The following is an 18,508-nucleotide window of genomic DNA, read 5'->3' as shown; positions in this document are numbered from 1 at the left end:
TAATAAACACTTGGTGTCCGAAAGGGGACTTGAACCCCTACCTCCTAACGGAGACTAGCACCTCAAGCTAGCGCGTCTGCCATTCCGCCACCCGGACAGGTGATGCTCAAATCATCTGAGCCGCAACAATCTATCACGAACCCACGTCTCAAAACCACCTTAGGTGCTTGGTCCCAAGTTGATAGTTGAGTAGCCTAAAGCCATGAACACTGACCCAGAGCTGGCCCTGCAGAAACTAGTTGCAGCCCTAGAGTTTCACCTTGATGCCTGCCGCCAGAAGCGATCGGGTGTTGATGAGAATCTCGAGCGCGCCTATGAAATGGTCGAAGATGCCTTTCTGAGCTACGAGGAAGCTCTCGCTTCGGCTCATGATGAGTATTTGCCAATTGCTCTGGCCGAGGATGAATGAATTTATTTGAAGCGCTAGTACTTGGACTAATCCAGGGACTAACTGAGTTTTTACCGATCTCCTCCTCTGCCCACGTGCAGATTGCCCAGGAGCTAATGGGCATTACAAGCCTCACTAAGCCACAACTCACAGCGTTTATCGCGACTATTCAAATCGGTACAGAAGTGGCAGTGCTGATTTACTTCGCCAAGACCATTTTGGAAATTCTCTCCTCGTGGTTCAAGAATGCACTTCGACCTTTTTCCACGCAGCCTCAAGAGTCCAAGCTCGGATGGCTCGTAATTTTGGGTTCGCTCCCAGTTGTGGCGCTGGGCTTGGCGTTTCAAGACCAAGTTGAATCAGATGTCAGGCAACTTTGGGTTATCGGTGTAGCTCTGATTGTCTTTGGTCTGGCACTTGGTATCGCTGATCACTTCGGATCTAAAACCAAAGAGCTGACTGACCTAAATTTCAAGTCGGGACTTATCTTCGGACTTGGTCAGGCACTTGCCCTGATCCCGGGCGTTTCACGCTCCGGAGGCACCATCACGGTTGGGCGCTTGATGGGCTTTACTCGGGCAGCTGCGGCTAAATACAGCTTTCTCTTGGCAATACCGGCAGTCTTAGCCTCGGGAGCCTATCAATTTCTCAAGAGCTATCAGGACCTGCCAACTGATCTGATCTTTGGCACCGCGGTGGCGACCTTGGTGAGCGGAATTGTTGGCTACCTTGTCATCGCTTGGCTTTTGAAGTACTTGGAGCGAGGTTCGTTTCTACCCTTTGTGATCTGGCGAGTCACCGTCGGCACGCTGTTGCTAGTGGGATTGTCGCTCGGGGCGATCTAGGACTTAGGGCGATCCTGAGAGTCGGGACGATCGTTTAGATACCGCTCGAACTCTCTTGCCAAGGCTTCTCCTGAGACCTGCTCTGAGTCCCAGGCATCACGAGCCTTCTCCAGCTGCGAGACATAGGAGAGCATCTCCTCATCAGATGCGGTCATATCGTCCACGCCGCGCTCCCACTCAAAGGCCTGTTCAGCCAGTGCGGAGCTATCAAAACTAAATCCTGTGAGTTCGAGAATTTCACTCAAAAAGCCGATTGCAGCCTTTGGGTTAGTGGTGTTGTGAACGTAGTGAGGGACGGAGCCCCAGAGCGAGAGAACTGGGATCCCTTCGGCCTCAAAGGCCTGACCTAAAACCGTGAGAATGCCGACTGGACCCTGGTATGTCGAAGGCTCTATGCCATAGCGCTCCATGAGCTGCTGGTTCATAGAGGATTTGAAAACCTGCATCGGTCGGGTGTGAGGGACATCGGCCAGCATCGCCCCGAGCATCACAACCGCATCAATCTCGCGGTCCTGGACCATTTCCAAAATTTCAGCCGCAAAGCTCAGCCAGCGACGAGATGGTTCGGTTCCAAGAAGTAGGTAGAGGCGATCAAGTTCGGGGCGCTCGGCGATCTGTTCTGGGCTCGCCTGCAATAGTTCACAGCCTGGCCAAGATAGGACACGATTTCCTTCGCCATCAAACTCGATTATTGGGCGCGAGAACTGGAAATCAAAGTAGTCCTCTGGATCCACGGCCTCTAGGGTTTGAGCACCAATTTGCTCAGCTATCGCCTTCAGTGCACCCGAAGCGGCCTCGGTAGCATCGTTCCAGCCCTCGAAGGCGACCAGCAAGATTCGTCCGGTTAGCATGCTCTCCACTTCTTTACCTACAAACTCTAAAGCACTTAGTAACTAGACTTCTCAGGATGCCAAACAGCTTTCCAGCCGCCGTCTTATGGGACATGGACGGCACACTCATTGACAGCGAGCCATTTTGGCTTCTCAGCGAGTCACGCCTAGCCGCCGACTACGGAACTGTGTGGACAGAAGCTCATGGCCATGAGCTGATCGGCAAATCACTCTACGACTCCTCCGCCATCATCAAAGAGCGCCTCTCGATCAAGGACCTATCAATCCAAGAGGTCATAGACAGGTTAACCGATGACGTAGTTTCTCACCTCAAGAGCCAGCTGCCTTGGCGTCCTGGGGCACTAGAGCTACTGATGGCAATCAAACAAGCAGGTATTCCAACCGCTTTAGTCACAATGTCGATGCGACGAATGGCTCTAGCGGTTGCAGATCAGATTCCCTTTCAAGCATTCGACGTGGTGGTCGCGGGAGACGATGTTGTCCGGGGAAAGCCAGATCCAGAACCATATCTAAAAGCGGCTGAACTGCTCGGGGTTGATCCCACACAGTGCATCGCTTTTGAGGATTCAAGAACTGGTCTAGCGAGCGCCGAAGCGGCCGGTTGCGTTGCGGTTGGGATTCCAAACATCGTTTCAATTCCGCAGGCCCCAGGGCGCATTCTCTTTGACTCTCTCACCGATCTGGATCTTCAAACCCTTAGGGAGCTGAGATGATGAATCACATCTTCAAGCCGGGGGACAAGGTTCAACTGACCGGTCCAAAGGGCAGACTAAACACCGTCACTTTGGTGCCCGGCGGACGCTTTGGCACCCACAAGGGTGATCTGATGCACGATGACGTCATCGGTCAGCCCGAGGGCAGCATCATCGCCAACCAAAACGGTATTGAGTATCTGGCCCTCAAGCCACTACTCACCGACTACGTGCTTTCCATGCCGCGTGGTGCAGCGATTGTCTACCCCAAAGATGCCGGGCAGATTGTGGTTGAGGGAGACATCTATCCGGGCGCAACTGTTATTGAGGCTGGTGTTGGCTCTGGCGCTTTATCCTCCTACCTAATAAGGGCGATCGGTCCAGAGGGCAAACTCTTCTCTTTTGAAAAGCGCGATGAGTTTGCTCAGATTGCTCAGGCGAACGTTGCAAACCAGCTCGGCTACAAACCTCAGAACTGGAGCGTGATCCTGGGGGAGTTGCAAACGGCTCTTCCTGGAGCGGTTGCAGATGCAAGCGCAGACCGAGCTGTCCTTGACATGCTTGCTCCCTGGGATTGTGTTGAGGCGGTGGCAAACGCGCTTCGACCAGGTGGCCTGGTGATTGTCTATGTTGCAACCGTCACTCAGCTTTCAAGGACAGTTGAGGCAATCAAGGACCACGGCGGATTCACAACGCCAAATGCCTGGGAGTCGATGGTTCGCGGCTGGCACGTTGAGGGTCTAGCGGTTAGACCGGATCACCGAATGATTGCTCACACCGGATTCTTGTTAGCCGCTAGAAGATTGGCACCTGGTGCCGTTCTCCCTGAGTTCAAGCAGCGCCGCGCCTCGAAGTCAGACTTCTCCCAGGAGGACATGGACATCTGGCTACCGGGAGCTATTGGACAACGGCCCATTAGTGAGAAAAAGCTAAGAAAAACTGTTCGCAAGGTCACTCAAGAGTTTGACGAGCGAGAGAATTAGAGAAACGAAAGAAGCTAAATGAAGAAATTGGTTGCGCTGCTAGTTCCAGCACTTCTCCTGTCAGGCTGTGCAGCGACTGAGTCCGCTCCGCTAACCGGCTACGCCCTGCTAAGCCAAGGGCTAGAGGCAAGCTGTGAGGCATTCTCTGGTGGAGATGCGATCGAGCAGGTAAGTGTGGAGGGAGAGTTTGGCAGTGAGCCAACCATTGACTTCCCAACCCCGCTGGTTGGATCGGGCATTGAGACCAAGGTATTCATTGAAGGTGACGGCGGCGCACTGGTTGGATCTCAGCGAGTTGCTCTGCACTTCACGGGTTTCAATGCGTCCACCGGTGAGCAATTCCAGGGAAGTGAGTTTGGCACTGAGGACTACATCATTCAGGACCTAATTGCAGACTCCAAGCCTGATTTCTGCAAGGCACTAACCGGCGTGAAGGTTGGCTCCAGAGTTGGAGTACTGCTTGATGCAACCAATGCCCACGACGGTGCCGGTGTTGAGTCGCTGGGTATCGGTGCCGAGGATGCAATTTTGTTCGTTTTTGATGTCGTCGATGCCTACCTACCAAAGGCCAACGGTGATTCCAAGGCGCCGGAGGCTGGCTTGCCAGCTGTGATCCTTGCGCCATCGGGCCAGCCTGGCATCCAACTTCCAGCCACTGACGCTCCAGCAGAGTTCAAGCGGTCCGTTCTGATTGAGGGCAAGGGCGAGGAGATCGCGATTGGTGACACCGTAGTGGTTCACTACTCAGGTTGGACCTGGGATGGCACTCAGTTTGATAGCTCCTGGGAGCGCGGTGCGCCTGCGTCCTTCCAGGTGAACTCCGAAGGCCTGATTGAGGGATTCGTTCAGGCTCTCGAGGGTGTAAAGGTTGGCTCACAGGTGGTAGCTGTGATCCCACCGGAGCTCGGCTATGGTGACAATGCACAGGGAGCAATTCCGGCAGGGTCAACCCTGGTATTCGTAGTAGATGTTCTAGGTAAGGAATAGCCAGAGATGGGTAAACAGACTCCAGCGGAGCGCCTGTTTACCCTTACCTGCTGTTTGGTTGCCGCCCAGAGCTATGGGGTTAGTAAGCGACAGCTGTTAGAGAGCGTCTCTGGCTACGCGGAAAACAAAACTCAGGAAGCTCGCGATCGAATGTTCGAGCGGGATAAAGACTTGTTGCGCGCCATGGGTATTCAGCTCGAGGTAATCGATGGTGAAGGATCTGATGATCCCGAAGCAACTCGATATCGGCTAACAAAGCAGGCTTTTGACTGGCCCAAGGACTTCACTCTGAATGAACGACACATGCAGCTGTTGGAGCTGGCTGCTAAGGCTTGGAACCACCAGAGTCTTGGTCAAGTGGCCCAATCGGCACTGACCCGAATGCGAGCATTCGGGGCAGCATTCGAACAGCAGAGCCTGCAGGTGGTCTCACCAAGATTGTTTGCAAAGGACCCGAACTTCACACCAATTGCCGAGGCAATCGACCGCGGTGTTCAGATCGAGGTTCAGTATCAAAAGCCCGAATCAACCCCGGAACTAAAGCACTTGAGCCCGGTGAGATTGCGTTTCAAGGCAGGGCAGTGGCTTTTGTTGGCGAGCGACAGCGGAGAGTTGAAAAACTACCTGCTTCGCAGAATGGTTTCGAAGGCTGCGCTTAGCGAACTTGCTGCCGAGCGCTTTGATGCCGTGGATATCGAGGCTGCGGAGTTATCTCTAGAAGCACATATTCAATCTCAGCAGGCGACTCTTGAGCTGCGTCCAGGGTCCGAGGCCTGGTATCACTTTGGCGGTGACAGAGTGCAGGTCGCATACATGGACCAAGAGTTGTTTGCAGAAGAGCTGATCGATTTGGGCATGGATGTGAAGATCCTGGAACCCAAGTCGTTATCTGAATATGTGACCAAGCAGTTACAGGCGGTGATTGAGAGCCATGCCTAAGCAAGAACTCGGAGCCGAAGAACAGTTCAACCTCGCACTCTCAATCGTGGGGCTGGTACTGCGAGAGGGTCCACATGATGTTGTGGAGCTCGCGCGCTATTTCCAGGTGAGCGAGGGTGCCATCAAAAAGGCTGTACTCACCATTGCCAACAGTGAAGATATGACCAGGTTTGAAACACACTTCTATGTCGACGAAGAGGCGCTCGAAGATGGTGAGGTGGCGCTTAATTTAGGGGTTGGAAGACTCGACACCCCGCCCAGGCTGTCCGGCAAGCAGGCGGCTGCAATTGCTGCGGGTTTGGAGTACCTAAGCGAGGTCAAACCGTTTTCAGAAAGCGAAGAGCTAGCTCAGCTGCGAACTCTGTTTGGTTCGACGGCCAAGGTGTCTAGAGTCGGCTCTCCACTGGTCGATAAGACGTTGGACGCAGTTCAACAGGCAATCATTTCCGAACTACAGGTGGAAATTGACTACCTGAACCAGCTAGGAGAGCGAGCGGTACGTGCGGTTGATCCATTGCGCCTAGATCTTTGGGAGGGACGCTACTACCTCAGAGGTTGGTGCCATAAAAACCAAGACCTGAGGGCATTCAGGCTGGATCGAGTTATAGAACTCAAGGCAACGAATACTCCGATTTCGACCAGTGCTCGAAATGCTGAGTTGCCGGACGATTCCTTTGGTGATTCGGCGACCGAGCAGGTAGTGAAGCTTGCGGTGGAGAAGACTGCAACCGAGATCTTTTGGAATTTCCCCCTGGTCTCTCAGGCTCAGGAGCGGGATGGGCGAGTGATTGGTGAAATCAAGGTGGGCAGCTTCTCCGCATTGGCTAGGCACATAGCGAAATTTGGTGGTCGTGCCAAAGTGATAGCTCCCGAGGAAGCCAGGGCCGCGGTTGCACAGTTCGCCAGGCGGACGCTCAACCTTGAGGTAGCGGAGGGCTAGATGGAGTGGCTAAACCTTGGCCTAGTGCTCGGAGCTGGATACGTATTGGCCCTGGCGGGATACAAACTCTGGCTTGCAGTCAAGTCTTTGCTCGGTCAAATCAAGCAAACCGAGGCAGCCCTTGGCGGCTTTGGGCCTGATGATTTTTCGATTGAACCCGCTAAGCCGAGCACCCCGGAAGATCTCTCGCGTTTGCTTCGCGCCAGAAAAGCTATGCAGAAGCGCAAAGCGCATGAGCGCGAGGAAAGAAGGCGTAGACTGGTGGCTCGAATCAGCTCAATCAACATAGACAGAAGGTGAGCAATGAGGATCGAAAGTTGGCAGTGGATTGTCATCCTCGTAATCGTTTTGCTTTTCTGGGGAGCACCGAAGCTTCCTGCCCTAACCAAGAGCGTTGCAGAGTCACTGCAGATCTTCCGCAAGGAGATTAAGAAGCCAGAGGCTGAAGGCTCCAAGAAGGGCGAAGAAGGCGAGAAGCAGAAGGACTAATGTTTCGGCGCAAAAACAAAGAGCGCCGCATGTCCTTGGGTTCCCACCTTAGGGAACTGCGCGTCAGGCTGACATGGTCGGCATTATTCATTGCGATTGGTTCCGTTGGCGGTTGGTACCTTTTCGATCCCATATTTGCTCTCCTGCAGCGACCTCTTCTTGAGGTGACAGAGGCTCGCGGGATCGACGCGGTCGTGAACTTCGGCACTGTCGTGGCTGCATTTGACCTCAGAATCCAAGTCTCGATTTTCTTCGGAGTGGTGCTAACTTCTCCGCTTTGGCTTTATAACCTGTGGGCATTTGTCGCCCCAGGATTAAAGACCAAAGAAAAGCGCTACGCACTCGGCTTTGTTTTTGCTGCCCTACCGTTGTTTTTGTTTGGAGCCTGGTTTGCCTGGATCAACATTCCGCGCTTTGTCGTTGGGTTGATTGGGTTCACCCCAGAGGGTTCAACAAACGTAATCAATGCGGCCGAATACATTCTTTTTGCGGTTCGAGTGCTGCTGCTGTTTGGTCTCTCATTCGTAATGCCAGTGGTTTTGGTGCTGCTGAACTTCGCGGGAATCACCACGGCGAAGGGGATTTTGAAGTCCTGGAGAGTTGCCGTGTTGATCATGGCAATCCTGGCTGCTCTGGCAACTCCAGCTAACGAGCCATTCTCGATGTTCCTACTGATGATTCCACTGATCATGCTCTACTTCACCGCAGTCGGAATCGCGCAACTAAATGACAAGCGTAGAGAGCGAAAGCTAGCCAAGACATTAGCTTCGGAACCTGAAGACAGTGAGTGAGCTTAGCCCCTCCGAGCGCTACCAGCTCGCGAAGCAGAGGGCAAAGTTCTTGCAGCTCGAGGAGTTCTCGGCAGGGCTTAAATTTCCGCTCGACACGTTCCAGGTTGATGCATGTCAGGCGCTCGAGAGTGGTTTTGGTGTTTTGGTTGCAGCACCAACGGGAGCTGGAAAAACCGTGGTGGGGGAGTTTGCCATTCACCTCGCCGTCCAAAGTGGCAAGAAAGTTTTCTACACCACGCCGATCAAGGCCCTTAGTAATCAAAAGTTTGCAGAGCTAGTTGCCCGCTACGGGCGTGAACAGGTCGGTCTATTGACCGGTGACACCAACAACAACTCGGACGCTCAGATCGTGGTAATGACCACTGAAGTGTTGCGAAACATGATTTATGCCACATCCATGGCGCTGAAGGATCTCGCCTATGTGGTTATGGACGAGGTGCACTATCTGGCAGATCGCTTCCGTGGAGCGGTTTGGGAAGAGGTGATTCTTCACTTGCCCAAGGATGTGTTGGTCGTTTCACTATCCGCCACAGTTTCAAACGCGGAGGAGTTCGGGGCCTGGCTGGCAGAGGTTCGGGGCAACACCAAGGTGATCGTCTCGGAGCATAGGCCGGTTCCGCTGCACCAGCACGTGCTATTTGGTGATGAGGTTCTGGAGCTTTTCGAAACTGGCTCCAACCAGATGCGTGTGAATCCCGAACTACTAAAGAAGCACCAGGCCAGGGCTCGGGGACCAATACAGCGTCGAGGCAAGTGGGGTGGAGGCAATTATCAAAGTGGCCCGCGTCACGGTGCGTTGCAGCAATCAGGCAGATTAGAAAAGCCCGAGATTGTTGACGTTCTTGGTCAGCAAGGTCTGCTCCCGGCCATCTTTTTCATCTTCTCCAGGGCGGGGTGTGAGAAGGCGGTTGAAAGCTGTAGACGATCCGGTCTGAGGCTCACAACCAAAGAGGAGCAGCAGGAGATCAGACGGGTCGCGGAGGCGCGTTGCACTCAAATTGCGGATGAGGACCTGGACACACTCGGCTACTTTGACTGGCTGAGCTCCCTAGAGCGCGGTGTTGCAGCCCATCACGCTGGCATGCTGCCTGCGTTCAAAGAGGTTGTGGAGGAGCTTTTCCTGCGCAAGCTAGTAAAGGTTGTATTCGCAACCGAGACGCTTGCTCTGGGCATCAATATGCCAGCTCGAACCGTGGTCCTGGAGCGCCTCGACAAGTACAACGGCGAGTCGCGGGTAAACATAACCGCAGGGGAGTACACCCAGCTCACAGGCCGAGCAGGTCGTCGAGGAATTGATACCGAGGGACACTCGGTGATCGTATGGGGAAACCAGTTGGATCCAAACTTGGTTGCCGGCCTGGCATCGAAGCGCACTTACCCCTTGAATTCCAGCTTCAAGCCGACCTACAACATGGCGGTAAACCTGATTTCGGCTTTCGGAGCAAGGCGTGCCAGCAAGGTTTTGGAGCGCTCTTTTGCTCAGTTTCAGGCGGACCGATCGGTGGTTGGTTTGGCCAGGGTGATTGCCGATAAGCAGGAGTCGCTGGAGGGTTATGAAAAGGCGCTGAGCTGTCACCTTGGAGACTTTATTGAGTATTCCGGCATGCGTCGCGAGCTGACGGATCTAGAGCGCAGTGGTGCTCAGAGTAAGCATCGAGCCGGTAAAGACATTCGAATGTCCAAGGGCCAGCGTCAGCTCGACATGAGAATTGCGGAGCTCAAACGTGAACTGCGCGCCCATCCTTGCCACGGTTGCGCCGACCGCGAGGCTCACGCTCGCTGGGGCGAGCGCTACCATAAGCTGCGCAAGGAAATAGATCAGGCGGTAGCTCAGATCGAGGGTCGCACTAACCAGGTTGCGCGCGTGTTTGATCGCATCTGTCTCCTGCTAACTGAACTTGGTTACCTTGTCCCAAGTGATGACGACCTTGAGATTACGAGCTCGGGTCTTCGCCTGAGCAAAATTTATGGTGAGCGAGATCTGCTAATTGCTGAATGCATAAATCGAGGGGTGTGGTCAAAACTCGATCCGGCAAACTTGGCTGCCCTCGCCACCGCACTGGTCTACGAGGGAAGAAAAGATGAGGGCGATTACGAGCCCAAACTTCCGAAGGGGAACTTCAGGGAGGCGCTGGAGCAGACAGAGCTGATTCAAGAGCAGCTTTTGGAACTCCAGACCGAGCACCGCCTGCCCAAGGAGACCCAACTAGAACTCAACCTCTGTTGGCCGATGTATCGATGGGCTACCGGTGCGAGGCTTGATGACGTTTTGAAGCTCTCTGGGCTGTTGCCAGGAGACTTTATTCGTTGGTCAAAGCAACTCGTTGATCTGCTCGATCAGCTAGCCCAAGGAGCAGATCCACAACTTGCCGAGACTGCCTATAAAGCCATGGATCTAATCAAGCGCGGCATTGTCGCGAACTCCTACTACGTCTGAAGTTAGGCTTATTAGGTGCGCAAAGTAGAGCTGTGGTGGCGGATACCGCTTGCCATGATTGGCGGGCTCATTGCGCTTTACATTTTCCCAACCGAGAACATCTGGGTGCTCTCTCCATTAGTGCCAGCCCTGATTCTGATCGCAACATTGGGAATGGGTTTTCGCCTTGCGCTACTAACCGGCTTTATCGCTGGACAGGTTTATTACATCGCTCACATCGAGTGGATATCGCTATACCTGGGGCCAGTACCGTTGCTTGCCCTAAGCACCCTGATGTCGGTCTATTTCGCACTCGGAGTTGGTCTCACAAGCTGGCTTTGGAAGAGGCTGAAGCCAAAGACAAATCAGTACATTTGGTTCGCTGTCTTGGCTGCCGCCATCTGGATCGCACGGGAGTGGCTTGCGATGAGCTTCCCCTACGGTGGCTTTCCGTGGTCGCGCCTGGGAATGGCGCAGGCTCATGGACCCTGGGGCAACTGGGCTTACTTTGGCGGTATCAGCCTGGTTGGTTTCGCCGTGGCATTAATCGGCTCGCTGCTCGCGGTCATCGCGGTTGGTGCTCGCAAGCGAGGTTTTCCATTGCGTTTAGCGACAATCTCTGCCGCTTTGATTGCCACCATGCCTGCCATTTTCCCGCTTGGCCTGCTAAATCAGACGGACAGAACTGCGACCATCGCAGCCGTTCAGGGCAATGCCAACGCCGGACTCTTTTCAAACCTCACACCTGGCACCATTTTGAACAACCACATTCAGGCCACGAAATTGGTTTCTGAGACTGACCTTGCGGACGAGCTGGACCTAATTGTTTGGCCGGAGAACGCCTCCGATGTTGACCCGCTTCGCTCTGACGAAGCCAGGGGTGCGATTGACAAAATTGCAAAAGAATTCGACGCCCCATTCACATTTGGAACGGTCACAAAATCAGGCGATGACGTCTACAATTCAACGCTGCTTTGGTCTCCCACAGAGGGTCCGATTGATCAATACGACAAAAAACGACCGGTCCCGTTCGCTGAATTTGTCCCAGATCGTCCTTTCTGGCGTGCACTAGCACCTGATCTGATTGACCTTGTCCCAAGGGGATACAGCTTTGGTGAGCGAGACGGGATATTCGAACTCGAGGAGTTCATGGCGGGCACCTTGATTTGTTTCGAAATCGCAATTGATCAAATACCTCGAGAGCTGGCCAACAGTGGGGCAGAGGTGATCCTCTCCCAAACTAATAACGCTGACTTTGGCTACTCCGATGAGACCTATCAACAAGCCGCGATCGCGAAATTGAGAGCCATTGAGACTGGTCGGTCCGTGGTGAATATCTCCACTGTCGGACTCAGTGCAATCTACCTGCCAGATGGCAAGACCTTGAATGAGCTCACCTGGTATCAACCGGGTGCAATGGTCAATAAGGTTCCGCTTTACAGTGCGATAACACCAGCGGTTTTCATCGGGGGCTGGATCGATGCGCTGATTGCGGCTTTGGGCGTCTTGTCCCTGGTGGTGATTAGACGACGATGAAAACTCTTGTGCTGATGCCCACATACAACGAGGCGGACGGAATAGTCCACTCACTGGATCACTTGCTTCGAGTCAACCAACAGGTTGATGTTTTGATAATTGACGACAATTCGCCTGATGGGACTGCCGACCTGGTTGAAGGGGTAGCGAAGGGCAGTGCCAGAGTTTCTTTGCTCAAGCGAGAAGGCAAAGAGGGTCTAGGAAAGGCCTATCTCGCTGGCTATCGCTGGGGCCTGGCAGCAGGGTATCAGCGCCTTGTTCAGATGGATGCCGATGGATCGCATCGGCCAGAGGATCTTTCAAAACTTCTCGACTCTGAATCACCACTTGTCATTGGATCTCGTTGGGTGAGCGGGGGAGCGGTTGAGAACTGGCCTCTTCATCGTCAGCTGATTAGCAGGTTTGGAAACTGGTACGCAGCGGTTGCCACCGGATTGAAGGTCAGAGATCTGACTGCTGGATTTCGCGTTTACAGCGCCGAGCTAATTCAGGAACTCCAACTTTCCGATCTTGAAGCGCAGGGGTATGGGTTTCAGGTCGAGATGACTCGCAGAGTTGCAAAGCTGGGTGTTGAGATCACCGAGGTGCCTATAACTTTCATCGAGCGCGAGAGCGGAGCATCCAAAATGACGCGAGAGATTGTGCTGGAAGCGTTTTGGCTGTGCACGAAGTGGGGGATTCAGAGGCTTTTTAGGCGGTGAGCTTTCCGGCAGAGCGACGAGCTCTCATATCAGCCAATACCTCTGCAAGCAGTTCTTCTAACTCTTCTCGGGTGCGGCGCTCCAAAACCATGTCGTAGTGGGTCCTTGGTCCGTCATCTTCTGACTCAGCAAGGTCAACAGGGTTTCCGTTCTCGAGGCGAACTGCGATTAGCTCACACTTCTTGCACTCCCAGGTGTTGGGAAGCTCTGCGGTGGCGGAAAAAATCAGATTGAATTCGTGAGACTCAGGACAACGGAAGTTGACCGTCACTCTGGGGGAGAACTCAACACCCGATTCGGTCTCGAGTGACTGTGCGCCAAGGCGCATGCCTCGCATTGTTTCAGCCATGGTTTCCTCCCGTTTAGTTAGGAGAACCTCGGTAAGCAGAGGATAAGTCCCGAATTGAAAAGATTTTCAGGAAACACTCAGTTCATCAGGTCAACGCGATCGCTTACGATCCCTGCAGCACCGAGTGAGATAAGCCGCTCGCGCTCAGCCGGGTCATTTACGGTCCAAAAGTGTGCTTCAACTCCATACCTTGCGAGTCGTTCCAAAAAGCTGCGCTCTGCAAAGGTGATGCCGTACATCTTGGGCGGTATTTGAAATGCATCTAAGCCTTTCACTGCAAGTCCAAACCCAAAACCGCCAAGCCGGTGACTTAGGTAGGCGAGCGCAACCTCACGCATCGAAGCGCTTGTGGCGACGGGAGCAGAGAGCAGTTTTAGGGCTTTGCGGCGGCGACTGGAGGAAAAGCTCGAGACCAAGACCCGGTCATGCGCGCCAAAGCGTTCGATATCCGCAACCGTGGGCCTAATGGCACGCTTTGCCTTTATGTCGAGATTGAGGTTCACACCAAGCTCCAGCCCCTCCGCCAGTGTCGGGACTACAGCCTCACCTTTCAAGCGAATCGACCTCAAGTCCTTGAGGGTGAGGTCAGCGATTGCGCTATTCACACCAGCAACGCGGGCGAGATCATCGTCGTGAAATAAGACTGCGACTTGGTCTTTGGTGGCATGGACATCAGATTCAATGTGAGTGGCTCCGTGAGCGATGGCATGCTGAAACGCGGCGAGGGAGTTTTCAGCAATCGAATCTAGGTGTTCGCTAAGGCCACGATGGGCAAACAAGCGGGGAACTGGGCCCTCGAAATAGGTAGTTCGAGCCATCTCACCTCTAGTCTTGTGTGGTGCCCAAGTCTAGTTTCAGCTACCGCCTAATCAAGCTTCTACTCGGGCTCTTCATCTACGGCATCGGTGTCGCGATGATGGTAAAAGCTGGGATTGGCGTCGCACCTTGGGATGTGTTTGCTCAGGGAATTTCAAAACAAACCGGCATCAGTTTTGGCCAATCAACCATCGTGGTTTCTGCTCTGGTGCTTTTGCTGTGGATCCCGCTTCGGGTAAAACCGGGACTTGGATCCGTTCTAAACGCGATTCTCATTGGGGTGTTCGCGGATCTGGCCATGCCTTACATACCGGATTTTGATTCGTATCTCGCGCGGCTGGCCATGCTGCTTGGAGGCATGGTCGTAGTGTCATTCGCGACCGGTTTGTATATTTCCTGCGGAATGGGCAAAGGTCCCAGAGATGGCCTCAATGTCGGAATTGCACAGCGGTTTAAGTTGCCTTTTTGGCAGGCCAGAACCGGCATCGAGATACTGGTGGTATTGGTTGGGTTTTTACTCGGTGGACAAGCAAGAGAAGGCACTCTTATCTTCGCGCTACTGATTGGTTACCTGAACCAGATTTCACTGCGATTTTTTGGGCTAGCGGATAAAAATGGCCGGGTTTAGACACCGCAATACCGTTCGAGCGCTCATCCTTGCTCCTGGTGAACGTTTTCTGATGTTTCACTCGCGCTTTGATCCGGGCGTCGACCTACCACCTCAGTGGATCTTCCCAGGCGGCGGCATGGAGCCAGGCGAAACTCAAATCGAAGCTCTGGTTAGAGAGATTTTGGAAGAAACCGGATTGGAGATATCTCCGAAAGAGGTCAACGGACCTTGGGCAAAGCATCACTTCGAGTTCGAATCGAAGCACGAATATGACTCTGGAACAGCTTGGTTTTTCACAATTTGCGTTGAAACTGAGTTTGAACCAGCGTCAACACTTTGGACTCCCGAAGAGCATCGCGACAACATCTCACATCGGTGGGTGACGATCGAAGATCTTCTCAACGAAGACCTCTGGGTTGGACCACCCGGTGCAATTGATTTAGTCGCAAACAGCTTGCGGTCGAGCCACTTCTGAGCCCGCCAAACCAATGCACCTAATGCCGATAATAAACATTATGTCAAGTAAAAGATTCTCGAGCCCTACCCTCTTTGATAAAGGGCTTGAGTTGTTAGATCTGCTGAGTTGCCGCTGACCAGTCGATGAGTTTGCGATTCGCTGCCCCGGATGTAATTGCTTCTCGCGCAGCTTTTAGGGTCTTGGAAAACAATTCATTGACTGGTTCTTGACTACCTTTAGCAATTTGATAGGCCACCATCCCGCCAGCGGCATTCAAGGTGACAATGTCAAAAACAGCCTTGGAGTTTTCGAAGTCTTGTCCCGAAAATAGTCGTCTGGCAACCTCAGCGTTGTGCTTGGCATCGCCACCAATCAATTGAGAAAGCTCCGCCCTCGGGATGCCTAGATCCTGCGGTTCAAGGACTTGCTCTGCCACCTCACCATCACGGACTACCCACAGTTGGCTCTTCGAAGTGGTGGAAATCTCATCCAAGCCATCTTCTGAGCGGAATACCAGGGCGGTTCTCCCCCGCCTAGACAACTCCAAAGCCATTTTTGGCGCAATTGCTGGGTTTGCAACGCCGAGTGCTGTTGCGATCGGCTGAGCTGGATTTGCCAGCGGGCCGAGGAAGTTGAACGTCGTTGGAACACCCAACTGCTTTCGAACAGGTGCCACAAACCTCATGGCTGGGTGGAACACAGGCGCGAAGAAAAATGTAATCCCAACCTGGCGGAATACCTCAGCTACTTGCTGTGGCGCTAGGTCGAGGCGAATTCCCAGCACTTCTAGCATCTCGGATGATCCGGTTTTGCCTGACGCTGAACGACTGCCGTGCTTCAGAACCGGCGTTCCAGCTGCTGCAGCAACGATTGAAGCCATCGAGCTAATGTTGACGGTCCCGACTAGGTCGCCACCGGTGCCAACGATGTCTACGGCATCTGCGCCAGTGTCAAGCAGCACCGCGTTTTCAAGCATCACATCGACTAGACCCGCTAGCTCAGCAACGGTCTCCCCCTTGGAACGCAGAGCCATCATGAATGCGCCAATTTGTGCCTCGGACGCCTCCCCGGACATGATCTGTCGCATTGCCCAAGATGCAGACTCGCGAGGTAGGTCCTCCCCCGCCAAAAGGGACGAGAGAACCTCGGGCCAAGACAAATTTCGCATGCCAAGAACTTTACCCACCGAATTAGCTACTCGGAGTCCAAAAAATCCTGTTTTTCGGGTTCAACACACGGCCGTGAAGGGCTAATTTGGGTTAGGCTAGAGCCATGTCTGCAACCACAACTGTCGCGTCTAATGCGGTAATCAACAGACCAAACGCGGTCTCGGTAGGAACCATTGTTTGGCTCGGCTCGGAAGTTATGTTCTTCGCGGGCCTTTTCGCCATGTACTTCAGCCTCCGCGCAGGTGCTCCAGAGCTTTGGGCAAACGACACTCAAATCCTTGATGTGCCCTTCGCCCTAGTCAACACTCTGATTCTGGTTGCCAGCTCCTTCACCGCTCAATTTGGAGTGTTTGCAGCTGAGCGCTTGCAGCCCCGCAGAACCGGAAACTCTCCTGCCAAGTGGGGCATGATCGAGTGGTTCTTCCTCACTTACGTAATGGGCGCGATCTTCGTCGCCGGACAGAGCTACGAGTACGCCAAGTTGGTTTCTGAGGGTGTCAGCTTGATGTCTAACTCCTACGGCTCAGCGTTTTACATCACGACCGGTTTCCACGCCTTGCACGTAACGGGTGGTCTAATCGCTTTCTTGCTCGTGATTGCACGTGCTTATTCCGTCCGAAACTTCGGTCACCGTGAGGCAACGAGCGCAATCGTTGTCTCCTATTACTGGCACTTTGTAGATGTGGTGTGGATTGGCCTGTTCGTGGTCGTCTACATCTTGAAATAAATGGAGAAGCAGTTGAGTAACGAGAAACCACTACGCCGCCGCCCCTGGGCTGCGGGAATTGTGATTTTCCTGGGCCTTGTGTTGTCCGGTGGTGGCTATGCCGCTGCTACCAGCACTGTCCAGGCAGAGCTATCTAGCCCAGAATTGATTGACGAGGGCAGAAAGCTATTCCTCGCTAACTGCGCTAGCTGCCACGGCACCAATGGAGAGGGCGCCGTTGGCGGCCCATCCCTAATTGGAGTCGGTGCTGCTTCGGTAGATTTCCAGGTCGGCACTGGCCGCATGCCTGGTCAGGCATCTGGACCGCAGCTTCACAAAAAGCCAGTCCAGTTCACTGACGAGCAGATTGCTGCGATGGCCGCTTATGTTGCCTCATTGGCACCTGGACCTGCAATTCCTGACGAGGAGTATCTCCGCGCTGATGGCGACCCGACTCACGGTGGCGAACTATTCCGCATTAACTGTGCAATGTGTCACAACGCAGTTGGAGCCGCAGGTGCCCTAACTGAGGGCAAGTGGGCACCGCAGCTCAAGGGTGTTTCCGAGAAGCACATCTACGAGGCCATGATCACTGGGCCGCAGAACATGCCAGTTTTCAACGATGCCAACCTAACTCCAGAAGACAAGAAGGACATCATCACGTACCTGAAGTACGTAGAAAACAACCCTTCGGTCGGTGGCTACGAGCTTGGCTCAATTGGTCCTGTGGCTGAGGGTCTATTCGTATGGATCTTCGGTCTTGGCTTTATCATCGCGATCACCGTTTGGCTTGGCGCCAAGTCGAACTAGGAGCACTCATGAGTGAAATCGAGAAAGTCTACGAGTCGGGTCTAGCGACGACGGCAGATCGTCCAATCAAGGACCCAGGAATTGAGCCTCACCGCGTCAGGATGACTGACAAAGACGAGAAGGCTGCCCGCAACGCAGAACGCGCCGTGTCGGTCATGTTCCTTGTCTCCATCGTTGGAGCCATCGTTGCTGTCTGGGGATTTTTCGCCTTCCCAATCGTGGACGGTGACCTCTCTGCAACTAGAAACAACACCTTCTGGATGGGTGTTGGAATGGCGCTATCGCTTCTTGGAATTGGTTTTGGTGCTGTTCACTGGGCCAAGACCCTTATGCCGGATCACGAGGTTGCAGAGGATCGTCACATCGCTCGCAGCTCTGACGAGGCACGCGCTCAGGCACTGGAAATCATCAAACTTGCCGATGGTGAGTCTGGTTTCACTCGTCGCAAACTGATTCGCAGAACCCTGTACGGTGCCCTGGCATTCTTCCCAATCCCTGCAGTTGTTATCTTCGGGGACCTCGGTCCAACCGTCGGTGACACCCTCAAGCACACTATGTGGAAGAAGGGAACTCGTCTTACAAAGGATCCAACCGGCATTCCAATCAAGGCCTCAGAGGTCACCATTGGTTCGGTATTCCACGTGATCCCTGAAGGTCTCAAGGAGCTCGACCACGAGGTCAAGCTAAACGAGAAAGCCAAGGCGGCAGTTCTTTTGGTTCGTGTAAACCCTGGAGAGCTAAAAGAAGACCCTGCCAAGAAGGACTGGAGCTACGACGGAATCGTTGCGTACTCCAAGATTTGTACCCACGTGGGCTGCCCTGTGGCTCTATATGAGCAGCACACACACCACCTGCTATGCCCTTGCCACCAGTCGACTTTCGACTTGGCCGATCACTGCAAGGTGATTTTTGGTCCAGCATCGCGCCCTCTCCCCCAGTTGCCAATCACGGTTGACGCTGAGGGTTACCTCGTCGCTCAAAGCGACTTCCTCGAGCCAGTTGGCCCAACATTCTGGGACATTAGGAAGTAATG

22 protein-coding genes and 1 tRNA gene are annotated in these 18,508 nt (G+C 53.7%); 18 read left to right on the top strand and 5 right to left on the bottom strand.

Annotation, left to right across the window (positions count from 1 at the left end; translation table 11 throughout):
- Positions 1 to 11 precede the first annotated feature (11 nt).
- Positions 12 to 97 (bottom strand) — tRNA-Leu (locus OO713_RS02895).
- 105 nt (positions 98 to 202) lie between these two features.
- On the opposite strand from OO713_RS02895, the gene OO713_RS02890 reads away from it, so the two are divergent.
- On the top strand, positions 203 to 409 hold the full coding sequence (locus OO713_RS02890) for a hypothetical protein (protein WP_264786188.1): 207 nt from the start codon (positions 203 to 205) through the stop codon (positions 407 to 409).
- Positions 406 to 1,233, top strand: a complete 828-nt coding sequence (gene uppP, locus OO713_RS02885) for an undecaprenyl-diphosphatase UppP (RefSeq protein WP_264786187.1) — start codon at positions 406 to 408, stop codon at positions 1,231 to 1,233. The genes OO713_RS02890 and uppP overlap by 4 nt, the downstream gene beginning before the upstream one ends.
- On the opposite strand, the gene OO713_RS02880 is transcribed toward uppP, so the two are convergent.
- Positions 1,230 to 2,084 (bottom strand): PAC2 family protein, encoded by an 855-nt coding sequence (locus tag OO713_RS02880; protein WP_264786432.1) that lies wholly within the window; start codon positions 2,082 to 2,084, stop codon positions 1,230 to 1,232. The two genes, uppP and OO713_RS02880, sit on opposite strands and share 4 nt — an antisense overlap.
- Positions 2,085 to 2,140: 56 nt before the next feature.
- On the opposite strand from OO713_RS02880, the gene OO713_RS02875 reads away from it, so the two are divergent.
- The 11 genes from OO713_RS02875 to OO713_RS02825 are packed head-to-tail and all read left to right on the top strand — an operon-like array spanning position 2,141 to position 12,558.
- Positions 2,141 to 2,797 carry an HAD family phosphatase gene (locus OO713_RS02875; RefSeq protein WP_264786186.1) on the top strand — a complete coding sequence of 219 codons (657 nt, stop codon included), beginning with the start codon at positions 2,141 to 2,143 and terminating at the stop codon, positions 2,795 to 2,797.
- Positions 2,797 to 3,759: a tRNA (adenine-N1)-methyltransferase gene (locus OO713_RS02870; protein ID WP_264786430.1), complete on the top strand. Its 963-nt coding sequence runs from the start codon at positions 2,797 to 2,799 to the stop codon at positions 3,757 to 3,759. Before OO713_RS02875 ends, OO713_RS02870 begins: the two co-directional genes overlap by 1 nt.
- 18 nt (positions 3,760 to 3,777) lie before the next feature.
- On the top strand, positions 3,778 to 4,746 hold the full coding sequence (locus tag OO713_RS02865) for an FKBP-type peptidyl-prolyl cis-trans isomerase (RefSeq protein ID WP_264786185.1): 969 nt from the start codon (positions 3,778 to 3,780) through the stop codon (positions 4,744 to 4,746).
- A 6-nt stretch (positions 4,747 to 4,752) separates the two neighbouring features.
- Complete coding sequence (locus OO713_RS02860; RefSeq protein ID WP_264786184.1) at positions 4,753 to 5,685, top strand: WYL domain-containing protein; 933 nt, start codon at positions 4,753 to 4,755, stop codon at positions 5,683 to 5,685.
- Complete coding sequence (locus OO713_RS02855) at positions 5,678 to 6,625, top strand: WYL domain-containing protein (protein ID WP_264786183.1); 948 nt, start codon at positions 5,678 to 5,680, stop codon at positions 6,623 to 6,625. The genes OO713_RS02860 and OO713_RS02855 overlap by 8 nt, the downstream gene beginning before the upstream one ends.
- Positions 6,626 to 6,925, top strand: a complete 300-nt coding sequence (locus OO713_RS02850; protein WP_264786182.1) for a hypothetical protein — start codon at positions 6,626 to 6,628, stop codon at positions 6,923 to 6,925.
- A gap of 3 nt (positions 6,926 to 6,928) precedes the next feature.
- Positions 6,929 to 7,114 carry a twin-arginine translocase TatA/TatE family subunit gene (locus OO713_RS02845; RefSeq protein ID WP_264786181.1) on the top strand — a complete coding sequence of 62 codons (186 nt, stop codon included), beginning with the start codon at positions 6,929 to 6,931 and terminating at the stop codon, positions 7,112 to 7,114.
- The gene (gene tatC / locus OO713_RS02840) at positions 7,114 to 7,905 is read left to right on the top strand and encodes a twin-arginine translocase subunit TatC (RefSeq protein ID WP_264786179.1); all 792 of its coding nucleotides are present in this window, start codon (positions 7,114 to 7,116) and stop codon (positions 7,903 to 7,905) included. Before OO713_RS02845 ends, tatC begins: the two co-directional genes overlap by 1 nt.
- A complete protein-coding gene (locus OO713_RS02835) occupies positions 7,898 to 10,342 on the top strand; it encodes a DEAD/DEAH box helicase (RefSeq protein ID WP_264786178.1) in 2,445 nt (814 codons plus the stop codon). Before tatC ends, OO713_RS02835 begins: the two co-directional genes overlap by 8 nt.
- Before the next feature lie 15 nt (positions 10,343 to 10,357).
- Complete coding sequence (gene lnt / locus OO713_RS02830; RefSeq protein WP_264786177.1) at positions 10,358 to 11,857, top strand: apolipoprotein N-acyltransferase; 1,500 nt, start codon at positions 10,358 to 10,360, stop codon at positions 11,855 to 11,857.
- Positions 11,854 to 12,558, top strand: coding sequence for a polyprenol monophosphomannose synthase (locus OO713_RS02825; RefSeq protein ID WP_264786175.1), 705 nt, complete (start codon positions 11,854 to 11,856; stop codon positions 12,556 to 12,558). The genes lnt and OO713_RS02825 overlap by 4 nt, the downstream gene beginning before the upstream one ends.
- Here the strand turns inward: OO713_RS02825 and OO713_RS02820 are convergent.
- Complete coding sequence (locus OO713_RS02820; protein ID WP_264786174.1) at positions 12,548 to 12,907, bottom strand: RNA polymerase-binding protein RbpA; 360 nt, start codon at positions 12,905 to 12,907, stop codon at positions 12,548 to 12,550. The two genes, OO713_RS02825 and OO713_RS02820, sit on opposite strands and share 11 nt — an antisense overlap.
- Before the next feature lie 77 nt (positions 12,908 to 12,984).
- On the bottom strand, positions 12,985 to 13,725 hold the full coding sequence (locus OO713_RS02815; protein WP_264786173.1) for a glycerophosphodiester phosphodiesterase family protein: 741 nt from the start codon (positions 13,723 to 13,725) through the stop codon (positions 12,985 to 12,987).
- Positions 13,726 to 13,745: 20 nt separating this feature from the next.
- Here OO713_RS02815 and OO713_RS02810 point away from each other — a divergent pair, with 20 nt between their 5' ends.
- Positions 13,746 to 14,351 carry a hypothetical protein gene (locus OO713_RS02810; RefSeq protein ID WP_264786172.1) on the top strand — a complete coding sequence of 202 codons (606 nt, stop codon included), beginning with the start codon at positions 13,746 to 13,748 and terminating at the stop codon, positions 14,349 to 14,351.
- Positions 14,338 to 14,808, top strand: a complete 471-nt coding sequence (locus OO713_RS02805) for an NUDIX domain-containing protein (RefSeq protein ID WP_264786170.1) — start codon at positions 14,338 to 14,340, stop codon at positions 14,806 to 14,808. Before OO713_RS02810 ends, OO713_RS02805 begins: the two co-directional genes overlap by 14 nt.
- A 94-nt stretch (positions 14,809 to 14,902) precedes the next feature.
- On the opposite strand, the gene trpD is transcribed toward OO713_RS02805, so the two are convergent.
- Entirely contained in the window at positions 14,903 to 15,958 is a 1,056-nt protein-coding gene (trpD, locus tag OO713_RS02800; RefSeq protein ID WP_264786169.1) for an anthranilate phosphoribosyltransferase, read from the bottom strand.
- A gap of 104 nt (positions 15,959 to 16,062) precedes the next feature.
- Here trpD and OO713_RS02795 point away from each other — a divergent pair, with 104 nt between their 5' ends.
- The 3 genes from OO713_RS02795 to OO713_RS02785 are packed head-to-tail and all read left to right on the top strand — an operon-like array spanning position 16,063 to position 18,506.
- On the top strand, positions 16,063 to 16,686 hold the full coding sequence (locus OO713_RS02795; protein ID WP_264786168.1) for a heme-copper oxidase subunit III: 624 nt from the start codon (positions 16,063 to 16,065) through the stop codon (positions 16,684 to 16,686).
- The gene (locus tag OO713_RS02790; protein WP_264786167.1) at positions 16,687 to 17,475 is read left to right on the top strand and encodes a cytochrome c; all 789 of its coding nucleotides are present in this window, start codon (positions 16,687 to 16,689) and stop codon (positions 17,473 to 17,475) included.
- Between the two features lie 8 nt (positions 17,476 to 17,483).
- Positions 17,484 to 18,506, top strand: a complete 1,023-nt coding sequence (locus OO713_RS02785) for a Rieske 2Fe-2S domain-containing protein (protein WP_264786166.1) — start codon at positions 17,484 to 17,486, stop codon at positions 18,504 to 18,506.
- Positions 18,507 to 18,508 lie beyond the last annotated feature (2 nt).

The organism is Aquiluna sp. KACHI24, assembly GCF_025997915.1.
Classification (GTDB): domain Bacteria; phylum Actinomycetota; class Actinomycetes; order Actinomycetales; family Microbacteriaceae; genus Aquiluna.
The sequence above is the reverse complement of the archived record's forward strand: the minus strand, read 5'-3'. Positions and strand labels throughout refer to the sequence as shown.

Excerpts from the sequence above, each read along its gene's own strand:
- OO713_RS02890 (WP_264786188.1), top strand. The coding sequence starts at position 203 with ATGAACACTGACCCAGAGCTGGCCCTGCAGAAACTAGTTGCAGCCCTA.
- uppP (WP_264786187.1), top strand. The coding sequence starts at position 406 with ATGAATTTATTTGAAGCGCTAGTACTTGGACTAATCCAGGGACTAACT.
- OO713_RS02880 (WP_264786432.1), bottom strand. The coding sequence starts at position 2,084 with ATGCTAACCGGACGAATCTTGCTGGTCGCCTTCGAGGGCTGGAACGAT.
- OO713_RS02875 (WP_264786186.1), top strand. The coding sequence starts at position 2,141 with ATGCCAAACAGCTTTCCAGCCGCCGTCTTATGGGACATGGACGGCACA.
- OO713_RS02870 (WP_264786430.1), top strand. The coding sequence starts at position 2,797 with ATGAATCACATCTTCAAGCCGGGGGACAAGGTTCAACTGACCGGTCCA.
- OO713_RS02865 (WP_264786185.1), top strand. The coding sequence starts at position 3,778 with ATGAAGAAATTGGTTGCGCTGCTAGTTCCAGCACTTCTCCTGTCAGGC.
- OO713_RS02860 (WP_264786184.1), top strand. The coding sequence starts at position 4,753 with ATGGGTAAACAGACTCCAGCGGAGCGCCTGTTTACCCTTACCTGCTGT.
- OO713_RS02855 (WP_264786183.1), top strand. The coding sequence starts at position 5,678 with ATGCCTAAGCAAGAACTCGGAGCCGAAGAACAGTTCAACCTCGCACTC.
- OO713_RS02850 (WP_264786182.1), top strand. The coding sequence starts at position 6,626 with ATGGAGTGGCTAAACCTTGGCCTAGTGCTCGGAGCTGGATACGTATTG.
- OO713_RS02845 (WP_264786181.1), top strand. The coding sequence starts at position 6,929 with ATGAGGATCGAAAGTTGGCAGTGGATTGTCATCCTCGTAATCGTTTTG.
- tatC (WP_264786179.1), top strand. The coding sequence starts at position 7,114 with ATGTTTCGGCGCAAAAACAAAGAGCGCCGCATGTCCTTGGGTTCCCAC.
- OO713_RS02825 (WP_264786175.1), top strand. The coding sequence starts at position 11,854 with ATGAAAACTCTTGTGCTGATGCCCACATACAACGAGGCGGACGGAATA.
- OO713_RS02820 (WP_264786174.1), bottom strand. The coding sequence starts at position 12,907 with ATGGCTGAAACAATGCGAGGCATGCGCCTTGGCGCACAGTCACTCGAG.
- OO713_RS02815 (WP_264786173.1), bottom strand. The coding sequence starts at position 13,725 with ATGGCTCGAACTACCTATTTCGAGGGCCCAGTTCCCCGCTTGTTTGCC.
- OO713_RS02805 (WP_264786170.1), top strand. The coding sequence starts at position 14,338 with ATGGCCGGGTTTAGACACCGCAATACCGTTCGAGCGCTCATCCTTGCT.
- trpD (WP_264786169.1), bottom strand. The coding sequence starts at position 15,958 with ATGCGAAATTTGTCTTGGCCCGAGGTTCTCTCGTCCCTTTTGGCGGGG.
- OO713_RS02795 (WP_264786168.1), top strand. The coding sequence starts at position 16,063 with ATGTCTGCAACCACAACTGTCGCGTCTAATGCGGTAATCAACAGACCA.
- OO713_RS02790 (WP_264786167.1), top strand. The coding sequence starts at position 16,687 with ATGGAGAAGCAGTTGAGTAACGAGAAACCACTACGCCGCCGCCCCTGG.
- OO713_RS02785 (WP_264786166.1), top strand. The coding sequence starts at position 17,484 with ATGAGTGAAATCGAGAAAGTCTACGAGTCGGGTCTAGCGACGACGGCA.